We start from the raw sequence: 12,278 nt of genomic DNA, 5'->3' as shown, positions 1-12,278 counted from the left end.
TAAAAAAGATTGCCCCGGCGGGCAATCTTTTTTATTTCACCCAAAGCTTATAAATACTTTGAGTTCCGCTGTTTTCTTCACCTTGCGCGGAAAGCTTGTCGTACAATGATTTGGCAAGCGCCAATCCGGGCATTTCTTCTCCCATCAGCTCCGCTTCTTCAAGGGCAATGCCCATGTCTTTAATAAAGTGTTTCACGTAAAATCCGGGCGCAAAATCGCCTTTCAGCATACGGGGAGCGAGGTTTGACAATGACCAGCTGCCAGCCGCTCCGGTTGTAATGCTTTTCAGCACTTGTTCCGGGTTCAGACCGGATTTTTCCGCGTAAGCCATCGCTTCAGCCACTCCGACCATCCCCGCTGCAATCGCGATCTGATTGCACATTTTCGTATGCTGGCCGCTGCCAGCCGGTCCTTGATACTGAATGTTTTCCCCCATAACGGAGAAAAGCGGCAGGCATGCTTCAAACGCTTCTTTTTCTCCTCCGGCCATAATGGCAAGCGTTCCGTTCCTCGCGCCGATGTCTCCGCCGGAAACGGGTGCATCCAAGGCGTGAATGGATTTTTCTTTGGCTTTCTCCGCTATTTTCTTCGCCAGAGACGGTTTTGATGTCGTCATGTCAATGACAAACGCCCCTTCTTTTGCATGACGGAGAATGCCGTTTTCGCCGAGATAGATTTCCTCGACATCACTCGGATAGCCGACCATGGTAATAATGATGTCTGCTTTTTCCGAAAGGTCTTTGACCGTCTCCTGCCAGACCGCTCCCTTATTCAGAATCTCTTCCGCTTTTTGTTTCGTCCGCGTGTAGACTAAAACAGGATAGCCCGCTTCTAAAATGTGCGATGCCATACTGTTTCCCATGACGCCCAAACCGATAAATCCGACCGTTTTGTTCACTGCGCTTTCCTCCCCTGATGCGATTCATATATCACTCTTTCATGTCTATATTACCATATTATAGGCTGATAGAGACCGCGTCACAAGGTGAATTTAGAAATGGCGCTGATCAGATCTTCGCTTGCGCTCTTTAACATATCAGTCGATTGCTTCACTTTTTCAAGCGTAACGAGCTGTTCATCAGTAGAAGCATTCACTTCTTCCGCCGCTGCCGCAGATTCTTGAGAAATGGCGGAGATGCTTTGAATCGCTTCTTGAATCGCGGCTTGTTCTTCACTCATTTTTTGAATGTCATTGTAAATATGATCTATCCCTTGAACGAGAGACTGCATTTCCGTCGTGATCAGATTGAGAACCTCACCCGTTTCATGAATGGCGCTGTTTTGTTCATCATTCATTCTGCTTGCCTCAATCATCGCGTGTGACGCTTCTTTTGTCTCAGATTGAATCAGACGGACCGTCTCACTGATATGGCCGGAAGAAAGAGCTGATTGTTCAGCAAGCTTGCGGACTTCTTCAGCGACGACGGCAAAGCCCCGTCCGCTTTCTCCCGCTCTTGCGGCTTCTATGCTCGCATTCAGCGCCAAGAGATTCGTCTGGTCTGAAATAGCGGATATTGCCGTCACGACTTCTTCTATGTTTTTCGTTTGTTCTTCCAGGTCATTCAGCATTGCCTCTACTTTTTTCGTTTCTGAATTGGCTTCGTTTGACTTCATCAGCAGCTGCCCGAGCGCGTCCAATCCTTTGTAGCTGGCATCCTCTGAAGACTTTGAGAGTTGTTTTATGCTGCCTGCGCGATCTGCGATTCCTTTTATTTTGACTGAGAGATTTTCCGATTTTTCGTTGATCGTCTCAACCTCTGACGCTTGCTCTGTCGCTCCGGCGGCGACTTCCTCTATCGCTTTTGCGATTTGTCCGCTCGTTTCATTTGTCTCCTGTGAGATGACGGTTAGTTGGTCAGATGTATCAGACACATTTTCTGAGGAGGCCTTGACCTGTTCGACCATCTCTTTCATATTTTCAACCATTTGGTTAAAGTCTTTTGTTAACTCGCCTACTTCATCTTTTGATTTCGTCTGAGCGCGGACGGTTAAATCTCCCGCTGAGACTGAATTTGTTTTTGCGATCAGCTGCTGAATCGGCCCGGTTATCGTTTTTGCTAGGAAATAGCTGAGTCCGATCGTAATCACAAGGGCGATCAGTGACATAAAAATGCTCACCGTGTTCATTTTGTCGGCTACTCCCATCAGCTGATCTTTTTCAAACTGCGTTCCGACTTTCCACCCTGTTTCTTTTACCGTTTGGTAGACGACCATGTTCCCCTGCAGCTCTTTGATGCCTTCTTTGTCCGCAGTGATGTCTTTTAACGTCTGATCTTCCGAAATATTTTTTCCCTGTTTTGCCGGATGGGCCAGAAGAGAGCCGTTTTCATCCGCTAAAAAGGCAAATCCTTTATACGGAACCTTTTGCTCGTTGACCATGCTCTGAATAGAGGACAGCTTCAAATCTAAGCTCGCCACTCCGACGACGGTTCCGCTGTTTTGAATGGCTTTTGACGCCGTCACGATCATGTCTCCCGTCACTGCATCTTTATAAGGGTCAGTCCAGACAACCTTATCGGGTTTTTCAGCCGCCATCTTATACCACGTTCGATTTGTCGGATCATAGTCTTTGGCAAAATCGGCCTTTGGATATGTAAACATTTGTTTGTTTGCGGTTCCGACGTACGCAAGCGCGACATATTTGTCATTCTGTCCGATCTGTTTTAACTCATCGTTAAAAAGCCGCGCGGTTTCTTTCTTCCCATCTGATAGAAAAGACCGGGACAATTCACCGTCTGCTAATCTCATTAATACGGTCTCATCATTTTTCAGCTGAAGCTCAATGTTCTGACCGAGTGAATTGGTGACATTCTCTGTCGTACGTTTTGCTTCCTCCGTCATCATCGGCTTTAATGTCAAATATGAAGAAACCGTTAAAAAAACAACCGTTACAATAAGCATTGCCGAGACAAACACAGCAATTTTGATATGCATTTTTTTAAACATAACCATCCCCTCCTGAGAGTTATATCGGTCTTTCGGCCAAGAAAATGAATAAATCTTGAAATAAATATCAAACATTTCCGTCATTTGGCGCAGCAAAAAAAAGAGCCGTCATGCCGACAGCTCCGCCTTACGTAAAATATTCGATTTTTGCTTTCGGAAAATAGGTTTCGATATAAGATTCGAGTGTTTCCCTTAAGGCATGTTCTTCGTCTTTTTGGTATATATATTTGCCGATTCCATAGCGTCCCCATTTGTACCTGCGCTTTTCTTCATCAAGCTCAAGCTTTGTTTTCGGATAGTTCTTCTCAATCACCCGTTTGGCCGGTTTTGTAAAACGATGCTGGATCAGTTCAAATGTGATGTCATGCCGAACGTCTTCATCAAGCGCCGCATCCAATTTCTCAAACAGCTCCTTATAGCCTTCCTCCCAGCCATCGTGAATATAAATCGGCGCCACGATGAAACCGAGCGGATAGCCCGCTTTAGCGACTTTGACGGCGGCTTCGATCCGTTTGTCGAGCGGAGAAGTTCCCGGTTCAAAGTTCTTAATGACATAATCGGCATTGATGCTGAATCTGAACCTAGTCTTTCCGTTATGTTTTGCATCAAGCAAATGATCGACGTGGTGAAATTTAGTCACGAATCTGAGCTGTCCCAATTCGCTTTGTCCGAAATGTTCAATGGCTCTTTTTAATGTATGTGTCAGATGATCGATTCCTACGATATCAGACGTACAAGAGGCTTCAAATCTTGTAAATTCCGGCGCCCGTTCTTTCATATACTCATCAGCCTGATCCAGAATCTCTTCCACATTGACATATGTCCGGATGTAAGGCTTTGATCCCATCGTCGTCTGCAGGTAGCAATAGTGGCAATGCCCCATACAGCCCGTCGCAAATGGAATGGCATATTCGGCGGACGGCTTTGAAGAATCGAATTTCAGTGTTTTCCGGACGCCGATTACCAATGTTGATTTCGCGTTCCGGTATTGCTGCAAGTGATTTTTCCCCGGAATATTCCGGACTTGATTATGCGATGTTGTTTCTCTGATCTCAAGCCCCATGTTTTCAAACTTATTCTTCAGCTCTTGTCCTAACGGGTATTCGAGCGCTCTCGGTTCTATATAAACAAGCTGGGGCACAAACGGCTTCAGCATGAACTGACACTCCCTTTTTACATTTTCTCATGTTGTTACTTTCCGTTTAAAAGAGAGTGAATATGCGTTGTAAACATTTCCTTTGATCAATGGTACCGGTCTTCTTCAAAAAGCTCGCTGTAAAGCGCTTCCGCTTCCTCATATGTCGAAAAGACCGCGTCATCTTCGGCCAGCGGATGATAGGTTTCGTATAAAAACAGAGACAGTTCTCCCTCATGATATGGGTGATGGACGATCTCCGCCTCTTTAATATGGGCAACATTGGCGGCATGCGGATTGCGGTAAATCACATAGACCGTATCCCCCGCTGCAAATGATTTTGTCATGATAATCCCTCCTGTTGATCGTTATTGTTCCCCCCTTTTTTCCGAATATGAAAAAAACCAGACGGCTTACACCGACTGGCTGTTGTATTACTTATTGAATGTTTCTTTAACGAATGCGACAACCTCTTCTGTCGTGCTCATAGACAAGATTGTTTCTTTGAATGATTCAGCTTCTTTTTTAGAAAGCTTGCTGATCTGCGTTCTTGCCGGAAGGATGGATGTAGCGCTCATTGAGAACTCATCTAAGCCTAAGCCGAGAAGAATCGGAATCGCAATTTCGTCTCCCGCCATTTCTCCGCACATGCCGACCCATTTGCCCTCTTTGTGAGCGGCTTCAATAACAAGGGTGATCAGACGGAGAATCGCCGGATTGTATGGCTGATACAGATAAGCTACGCGCTCGTTCATGCGGTCAGCAGCCATCGTGTATTGGATCAAGTCATTTGTTCCGATACTGAAGAAGTCAACTTCTGTAGCAAACTGATCTGCGATAACGGCTGTAGACGGAATCTCTACCATCATACCGACTTCAATATCGTCAGAAACCGCTACGCCGGCTTCGACGAGTTTTTCTTTTTCTTCGAGAAGAATCGCTTTCGCCTGTTTAAACTCGTTTACTGTCGCAATCATCGGGAACATGATTTTTAAGTTTCCGTATGTACTTGCACGAAGCAGCGCTCGAAGCTGAGTTCTGAAGATTTCTTGCTCTTCAAGGCAAAGGCGGATGGCTCTGTAGCCTAAGAACGGGTTCATTTCTTTAGGGAGCTGCAGGTAAGGAAGCTCTTTGTCGCCGCCGATATCCAATGTCCGCACGACAACTGATTTTCCTTCCATACGCTCAAGAACCGTTTTATAAGCGTCAAATTGCTCGTCTTCTGTCGGAAGCTGGTCGCGTCCCATGTAAAGGAATTCCGTACGGTAAAGCCCTACAGCTTCTCCTCCGTTTTCAAGAACGCCTTTTACATCGTCAGGTGTGCCGATGTTTGCGGCAAGCTCTACATGATGGCCGTCTTTTGAAACAGTCGGTTCATTGACGAGCTTCGCCCACTCAGCTTTTTGCGCCAGGTAAGCACTGTGCTTTTCTTCATATTTCTTTAACGTTTCACTGGAAGGATCGATGATCACATCACCATCGATGCCGTCTACGATCACCGTAACACCGTTTTCAATTGTCCCTGTAGCCGCTTTTGTGCCGACAACAGCCGGAATTTCAAGCGAACGGGCCATGATCGCGGAGTGTGAAGTGCGTCCGCCGATATCAGTTGTAAAACCTTTTACAAACTGGCGGTTTAATTGCGCCGTATCAGACGGTGTCAAATCTTCAGCCACGATAACAACCTCTTCTGAAATCATGCTCGGGTTCGGAATTTCCACGCCCAGCAGGTGCCCCGTCACACGTTTTGTTACGTCACGGATATCCGCAGCACGCTCTTTCATGTATTCGTTATCCATTGATTCAAACATAGTAACGAACATGGAAGCTGTTTCTTTCAAAGCGAATTCAGCATTGACTGAATCTGTGCTGATTTTCTCCTTTACCGGGTTCAACAGCTCAGGATCACTCAGAACTAAAAGGTGCGCGGAGAAAATGTCAGCTTTGTCTTGTCCCAGTTCTTTTAAAGCATGCTCTTTAATTTTTTCAAGCTCTTCTTTAGAACGTACAATCGCTTCATCAAAACGGCTTACTTCAGCCGCAGCATCAGCAATGTTTTTCTTTTCAACCGTTAAGTCCGGCTCTTCAAGCCGGTATGCTTTCGCAATCGCAATTCCGGCTGAAGCGCCTATTCCTTTTAATTCTTGCATTACTCGCCGAGTCCTTCGCTTTTCATTGTTTCTTCTAAAGCGTTAAGAGCATCGTTTTCGTCAGCGCCTGAAGCGGAAATTGTGATTTCAGCGCCTTTAGCGATACCTAGAGACATAACGCCCATGATTGACTTAAGGTTTACTGTTTTGCCGTTATATTCTAAGTTTACGTCAGCATCGTATTTGCTTGCAGTCTGTACAAGAACTGTCGCAGGACGAGCGTGGATTCCGGAATCTGCTGTTACTTTAAATGTTTTTTGTGCCATGATTATCATTCTCCTTTAAATTAAAGCTATTTTACTACACAATATTATATCATACAGCCGTACTTGTCATCTGACAAGCACGGCGTATTTATATGATTATTTTCCGATTTTCACAATATCTTTTTGTTCCCGTTTTACGGTACCTTCGGCCGAAAGGGAAATCGCTTCACCCTCGGCAAGATTTGTAAAGACAATCGGTGTCATTAATGAAGGAACATGAGGTTTAACCGCTTCAAGATCAACTTCAAGCAGCTTTTGCCCCGGTTCAACCCGGTCACCCTCAGAAACAAAAGAAGTGAATCCTTCGCCTTTCAGACTGACTGTGTCGATTCCGAAATGAATCAGGATCTCTCTTCCGCCGTCAGACTGAAGACCGATCGCATGTTTTGTCGGGAAAACATTCAGCACTTTTCCGCGGACAGGCGATACGACGATTCCTTCTTCAGGAAGAATCGCAAAACCGTCACCCATCATTTTTCCTGAGAACACCTGGTCAGGCACATCGGTAATCGGATGGATTTCGCCGGTGATCGGAGAAGCGAACACTTCTTCACCCTGCTCGTTTCGGAGCGGATCTGCGATAACCTCTTCAACCTGCTGGCTGACTTCTTCTTGCGCGGATACTTTCGGTTCAGGACGCGGCGTGCGTCCGGCGATAATATCCTGCATCTGTGTTTTTAAACCGTCAGAACGCGGGCCGAAAATGGCCTGAATGTTGTTTCCGACTTCAAGAACGCCTGAGGCGCCAAGCTGTTTCAAACGAGTCTTATCCACTTTCTTCTGGTCGTTGACCGTAACGCGGAGTCTCGTGATACAAGCGTCAAGGTGCTTAATGTTTTCCTGGTCACCCATTGCCTGCAGGATTTCATAAGGAAGGTCGCCGGCTTCGCCTGAGGCGCCCGCACCTTCATCCGCAGCCTCTTCTTCACGGCCCGGCGTTTTCAGATTGAACTTTCTGATCGCAAACCGGAAACCGAAGTAGTAAATGAGTGCTAGTCCTAAGCCGACCGGAATGACAAGCCACCAAGCCGTCCGGTTAGGCAGAATTCCGAACAGGAAGTAGTCAATCAGACCGCCTGAGAACGTCATACCGATTTTTACATGCAGCAGCTGCATAACCATAAAGGAAAGTCCCGCGAATACGCAGTGAATCGCAAACAGGATAGGAGCCACAAATAAGAATGAGAATTCAAGCGGCTCGGTAATTCCCGTTAAGAAACTTGTCAGAGCGGCAGAACCCATGATTCCGGCTACAAGTTTTTTCTTTTCAGGCTTCGCTTCATGATAGATTGCAAGCGCCGCCGCCGGAAGACCGAACATCATAAACGGATATTTCCCCGTCATAAATGTTCCCGCCGTCAGCTGTACGCCGTCTTTGATCTGAGCCATAAAAATCCGCTGATCTCCGCGGATGATGTCTCCTGCGGCATCTTTATAGCTGAAAAATTCATACCAGAACGGCGAGTAGAAAATGTGATGAAGACCGAACGGAATCAATGACCGCTCAATCATCCCGAAAATAAAGGCCGCCAAGGTTGGATTCGCTTCCACAAGACCCGTGGAGAAGGAATTCAGACCGTGCTGGATCGGAGGCCAGATCACTAACATAATAAGTCCGAGAATTAATGCGGAAATTGATGTGATAATCGGGACGAACCGCTTACCCGCAAAGAATCCGAGGTACTGCGGAAGTTCAATTTTATAAAACTTGTTGAACAATAACGCGGCCAGGACCCCGACGATAATACCGCCGAACACGCCCGTCGCCAAAGTGGGTATCCCCAGCATGTTAATATAGGCCGGATGGTTTTCCGCAAAAAACTTTGCCCGTTCAATTTTGTCAGACGGAATACTGCCGTTCGCCATAAGCACGGCGCTCATGGATACGTTCATGACCAGGTATCCGATAATGGCCGCGATTCCGGCAACACCGTCTCCGTTGGCAAGACCGATCGCAACCCCTACTGCAAAAAGAAGCGGCAGGTTGTCAAATACGATTTGGCCGGCGCTTTCCATGACGTTCGCCACAAGCTGAACGTTATCATTGCTTAAGAAATGCATGACTTGAATCATATCTTTGTTCTGCATGGCATTCCCTAACGCAAGCAAGATCCCCGCAGCCGGTAAAATCGCAACCGGAAGCATAAGAGCACGGCCGATTTTCTGGAGAACGCCGAATAATGCTTTAAACATAAAAGATGTACCTCCTCTGTTAGCTAGTGTGACCTTACAGCGAAAATTCATGACAACGAATTCACTGGCGCAAGTCTTCAGTTTAACCGTTTACATTTGCCCTTTTACACAACAAAAAAGGCATGAGTAAAAAGGGTGTGCAAAATAACGGGATCGTTCTTCCCGTTTTTTACCCTCAATCACTCATGCCTGATCGAATCAGTGACACGTTTTTAAGGTTTCAACTGAAATTATGAAATTTTATTGGTTAATCGGTACAAATGAAGCGTGAGATAAACCGCTTCCGCCTCATGAACTGGTTTTTTCAGTATTTGCTGCAAGATTTTTATCAGTTTCCAAGCAGTATTGTAGCATAGCGGGTATTCATTTTTCAATAATAACATTAACTTTTCTGGTTCTTTTGTCTGCTCTTCCCGATTAATCCTGTCTATGGTAAATCTGATATGCCGGATCAGCCGCAAATAGTGGACGCTTTCTTTATTCACTTTCATCTGGAAAGATTCCTCAATCACCTGAACGAGCCGGGACATCAGCTGTGAATGCTGATTGACCTCTGAAAGGGGCCGATTCGTCAGGGCGGAATGGATATGCAGAGCGATAAAGCCGATCTCTCCTTCCGGAAGGCAGATTCCCGTCTTTTCATTAATCATGCCGACGACTTCACGGGCAATTTGGAATTCTTCCGGATAAAGCGTTTCGGTTTCCATGAGAAACGGGTTTTTAATGTCAAAACCCTGCTGCAGCCGCTTTACCGCAAAGGCGATATGGTCAGTCAGCGCAATATGGATATGCTCATTTAACGGTTGGCTTGTCCGCTTCTTGATATGATAAATGACGTCATTGGAGATGTCGACAAGTGTCTCGTCCACATAACCGAGGAGCTTTTTAAATTGTTTTTGTTCTTTTTCATCCTTTAAGATGAACATCTTGTCATACCCTTTATCTTCAATAACATCCGCTTGTTTTTTTCCAAAGCCGATCCCTTTTCCGATTAAGACGACCTCACTGTATCTATCATGTGTTGCGATGAGCACATTGTTATTTAATACCTTTTCAACTGTAAAGGACCCCTTCATGATCCTCAGCTCCTTTGTCATTCAATACCTCATATCGTACAAAACGAACGGAAAGCGCGTCAATTCTTTTTTTAGACGGTTGATCGTTCAATAAGGCGGTAATCAAGAACTTTCCTTCCCGGAGGCCCGCCGTTGATCCGGTTCTCAAGCATGTGAAAAGCCTGCTTTCCCATTTCTTTCGTTTGTATATCTATTGTGGAAATACCTAACATCTTGCTGATATCATGGTTGTCGATGCTCAAAATCGCAAGCTCTTCCGGGATGCGCGTCCCGTTTGCCTTGGCTTCAAGGTAAAGACCTGCGGATACTTGATCATTCGCCGCAAACAGCGCAGTCGGTTTGTCATCCCAGCTCTTCCATCTATGAAAAAGGGCTTTCCCGTCAAGCAGCGTCAGCACCTTTTCCACAACCAGCTCTTCCCTGTAAGGCTGCCCGATCTTCTTCAGCGCCTCTTTGTATGCGGCGATGCGGACTTGACTGTTTTTTCCCTTTTTTCTGGCCAGGCTGATCGCTATTTTCCGGTGTCCCTTTTCGATCAGATAATCCAGACCGTGCCGAAATGCTTCCCGATGCGGATTACTGATGGAGGAAAGCCCCGCCGCATCAGTGTACTGGCAGAGGATGAGCGGTTCTTTCACGGTAAGCAGATGCTCATCAGGAATTGCTTTGGAGCAGATAATCAGGCCGTCCACTTGGCGCTCCTGTAATTGTGATAAAGCAAAACGTTCTTTTTGCTGCTGATAATCTGTCTGGTATAAAGAAAGATGCACGCCTGACGCTTCGGCAGCCTCGGCAATACCTGCAACAAGGTCTGCAAAATACGGAAGATTCACCGACGGAAGCACAACGCCGATCATATCGGAAAAACCTTTGGATAAATGCACAGCATGAATGTTGCGCGTGTATCCGAGCGATTGCATCGCTTTTTTCACTCTTTTTCTTTTGTCCTTACTTACATAAGGATGATCATTTAAAACTCTTGATACCGTTGTAACGGAAACCCCGGCAGCGCCGGCAATGTCTCTGATCGTAGCCATGGCGTCCCCTTTCTTTTTTCCCCTTGATCTGGAATGCGTTTCATACAGTAAGCTAGAAACAGATACATCCTATTCGTTTGAAAGGAGAAGAACAGCGATGGGGATTCTTTGCTTAATCGGTTTGTGTCTGGCCATACTCGGCGGCAGTTACCTTGCCCTGCGGCCCCTGAATGAAAAGCATGACATCAAACCATTTCAGCATTTTGATGATTTTTTCATTTAAAAGGTGATAAAAAAGGACGCTGCGTTCCAGAACCGTCCTTTTTTATCACAAAGCTTTCTATTTCAGAATCGTTAATTCTTTCGGATACTGCGTTAATGCTTCGGCGCCGTCTTTTGTGACAAACACATCGTCTTCTATGCGCACGCCGCCGACATCCGGCACGTAAATCCCCGGTTCTATCGTGTACACCATGCCTTCTTTGAGGAGTGTGTCGTTCGCGCTGCTCATTGATGGATATTCGTGAACCGAAATCCCGAGTCCGTGGCCGAGGCGGTGCGGGAAATAGTCTCCGTATCCGGCTTTTTCAATAATGCCGCGGGCTTTTAAATCAAGATCGCCGATTCTGACGCCGGGTTTGCTTAATTGAAGCGCCGCCTGTTCAGCTTTAAGCACCGTTTCGTAAATCTCTTCCTGTTTCGGGCTGATTGATTGGTATGCGAATGTTCTCGTAATGTCTGAACAGTAGCCGTCAAGAATAACGCCCAGATCAAACAGAACGAAATCGCCTTTTTTCAACCGGTCTGCACCCGGATTCCCATGGGGCTGGCCTGATTTTTCCCCGAACAGCACCATCGTTGAAAATGACATGCCCTGCACACCTTTTTTCTTCAGCTCAAACTCAATCTGCGCGAGTACTTCGGTTTCACTCACACCCTCTTTAAGCGCCGCGACACCGACTTCAACTCCGTAATCCGCGAGTTTTGCCGCTTCCCTGAGAATGCTGATTTCCTTCTCATCTTTTACGAGGCGGAATTGGTTGAGCGTTTCTTCCGCCGAAACAAATGCCGCGCCCCCAGAAGCTTGTTTGAGCTGTTCTGAGCGGGAAAGAGAGATCGAATCCTTTTCAACCGCGATGGAATCAAGCCGCACATTTCGTTTTGTGAGCTCGGCTTTGATCAGCTCCCACGGATCTTCGTGATCGCCGTAGCCGATAATACCATGCTCCCATCCGGCGCTTCGGGCTTGTCCGGCTTCCATTCCCGGACAAACGAAAAACGGCTCCTGTTCCTGAAACAGGAACAATCCCATTAACCGCTCATGCGGGTCCGTGTAAAAATCAGTTAAATAAAATACGTTTTCCTTTGTATGTATAAACGCCGCATCATGTCCTTCTTTTTTCAGCCAAGATGAAACACGTTCTAATCTGTTCATTTTTTGCTTTTCCTCCTTACCAAAGTGACTCTTTATTCATTCTATCAGTTTTCCGGCGTTTATGCTGTGAACGAACATTTAAAAAAACAGCCGCCCGATG

11 protein-coding genes are annotated in these 12,278 nt (G+C 46.3%); 1 reads left to right on the top strand and 10 read right to left on the bottom strand.

Annotated elements, in window-relative coordinates; genetic code table 11:
• Positions 1–31 precede the first annotated feature (31 nt).
• The 9 genes from ACWJJS_RS08050 to ACWJJS_RS08010 form a co-directional block, all read right to left on the bottom strand.
• Complete coding sequence (locus ACWJJS_RS08050) at positions 32–898, bottom strand: NAD(P)-dependent oxidoreductase (RefSeq protein ID WP_003154640.1); 867 nt, start codon at positions 896–898, stop codon at positions 32–34.
• Between the two features lie 80 nt (positions 899–978).
• Entirely contained in the window at positions 979–2,946 is a 1,968-nt protein-coding gene (locus ACWJJS_RS08045; protein ID WP_044053153.1) for a methyl-accepting chemotaxis protein, read from the bottom strand.
• A 127-nt stretch (positions 2,947–3,073) separates the two neighbouring features.
• Positions 3,074–4,102, bottom strand: a complete 1,029-nt coding sequence (gene splB, locus ACWJJS_RS08040) for a spore photoproduct lyase (protein WP_003154644.1) — start codon at positions 4,100–4,102, stop codon at positions 3,074–3,076.
• 86 nt (positions 4,103–4,188) lie between these two features.
• Positions 4,189–4,428 (bottom strand): transcriptional regulator SplA domain-containing protein, encoded by a 240-nt coding sequence (locus ACWJJS_RS08035; RefSeq protein ID WP_003154646.1) that lies wholly within the window; start codon positions 4,426–4,428, stop codon positions 4,189–4,191.
• A gap of 87 nt (positions 4,429–4,515) precedes the next feature.
• Entirely contained in the window at positions 4,516–6,231 is a 1,716-nt protein-coding gene (gene ptsP, locus ACWJJS_RS08030) for a phosphoenolpyruvate--protein phosphotransferase (RefSeq protein WP_007409600.1), read from the bottom strand.
• On the bottom strand, positions 6,231–6,497 hold the full coding sequence (locus ACWJJS_RS08025) for a phosphocarrier protein HPr (RefSeq protein WP_003154654.1): 267 nt from the start codon (positions 6,495–6,497) through the stop codon (positions 6,231–6,233). The genes ptsP and ACWJJS_RS08025 overlap by 1 nt, the downstream gene beginning before the upstream one ends.
• Before the next feature lie 96 nt (positions 6,498–6,593).
• Complete coding sequence (gene ptsG / locus ACWJJS_RS08020; protein WP_070081734.1) at positions 6,594–8,690, bottom strand: glucose-specific PTS transporter subunit IIBC; 2,097 nt, start codon at positions 8,688–8,690, stop codon at positions 6,594–6,596.
• 230 nt (positions 8,691–8,920) lie between these two features.
• Complete coding sequence (glcT, locus tag ACWJJS_RS08015) at positions 8,921–9,787, bottom strand: glucose PTS transporter transcription antiterminator GlcT (protein WP_012117426.1); 867 nt, start codon at positions 9,785–9,787, stop codon at positions 8,921–8,923.
• A gap of 50 nt (positions 9,788–9,837) precedes the next feature.
• The gene (locus ACWJJS_RS08010; protein WP_115996278.1) at positions 9,838–10,803 is read right to left on the bottom strand and encodes a LacI family DNA-binding transcriptional regulator; all 966 of its coding nucleotides are present in this window, start codon (positions 10,801–10,803) and stop codon (positions 9,838–9,840) included.
• A gap of 97 nt (positions 10,804–10,900) precedes the next feature.
• On the opposite strand from ACWJJS_RS08010, the gene ACWJJS_RS08005 reads away from it, so the two are divergent.
• Positions 10,901–11,026, top strand: a complete 126-nt coding sequence (locus ACWJJS_RS08005; RefSeq protein ID WP_003154659.1) for a hypothetical protein — start codon at positions 10,901–10,903, stop codon at positions 11,024–11,026.
• Between the two features lie 57 nt (positions 11,027–11,083).
• Here ACWJJS_RS08005 and ACWJJS_RS08000 read toward each other — a convergent pair whose 3' ends face one another.
• A complete protein-coding gene (locus ACWJJS_RS08000; RefSeq protein WP_007611047.1) occupies positions 11,084–12,178 on the bottom strand; it encodes a M24 family metallopeptidase in 1,095 nt (364 codons plus the stop codon).
• Positions 12,179–12,278 lie beyond the last annotated feature (100 nt).

The sequence above is a fragment of the Bacillus sp. JK106 genome (genome assembly GCF_053663355.1).
This window is presented reverse-complemented; position numbering and strand designations above follow the sequence as displayed.

Coding starts and splice junctions, on each gene's coding strand:
- ACWJJS_RS08045 (WP_044053153.1), bottom strand. CDS start 2,946: ATGTTTAAAAAAATGCATATCAAAATTGCTGTGTTTGTCTCGGCAATG.
- splB (WP_003154644.1), bottom strand. CDS start 4,102: ATGCTGAAGCCGTTTGTGCCCCAGCTTGTTTATATAGAACCGAGAGCG.
- ACWJJS_RS08035 (WP_003154646.1), bottom strand. CDS start 4,428: ATGACAAAATCATTTGCAGCGGGGGATACGGTCTATGTGATTTACCGC.
- ptsP (WP_007409600.1), bottom strand. CDS start 6,231: ATGCAAGAATTAAAAGGAATAGGCGCTTCAGCCGGAATTGCGATTGCG.
- ACWJJS_RS08025 (WP_003154654.1), bottom strand. CDS start 6,497: ATGGCACAAAAAACATTTAAAGTAACAGCAGATTCCGGAATCCACGCT.
- ptsG (WP_070081734.1), bottom strand. CDS start 8,690: ATGTTTAAAGCATTATTCGGCGTTCTCCAGAAAATCGGCCGTGCTCTT.
- glcT (WP_012117426.1), bottom strand. CDS start 9,787: ATGACAAAGGAGCTGAGGATCATGAAGGGGTCCTTTACAGTTGAAAAG.
- ACWJJS_RS08010 (WP_115996278.1), bottom strand. CDS start 10,803: ATGGCTACGATCAGAGACATTGCCGGCGCTGCCGGGGTTTCCGTTACA.
- ACWJJS_RS08005 (WP_003154659.1), top strand. CDS start 10,901: ATGGGGATTCTTTGCTTAATCGGTTTGTGTCTGGCCATACTCGGCGGC.
- ACWJJS_RS08000 (WP_007611047.1), bottom strand. CDS start 12,178: ATGAACAGATTAGAACGTGTTTCATCTTGGCTGAAAAAAGAAGGACAT.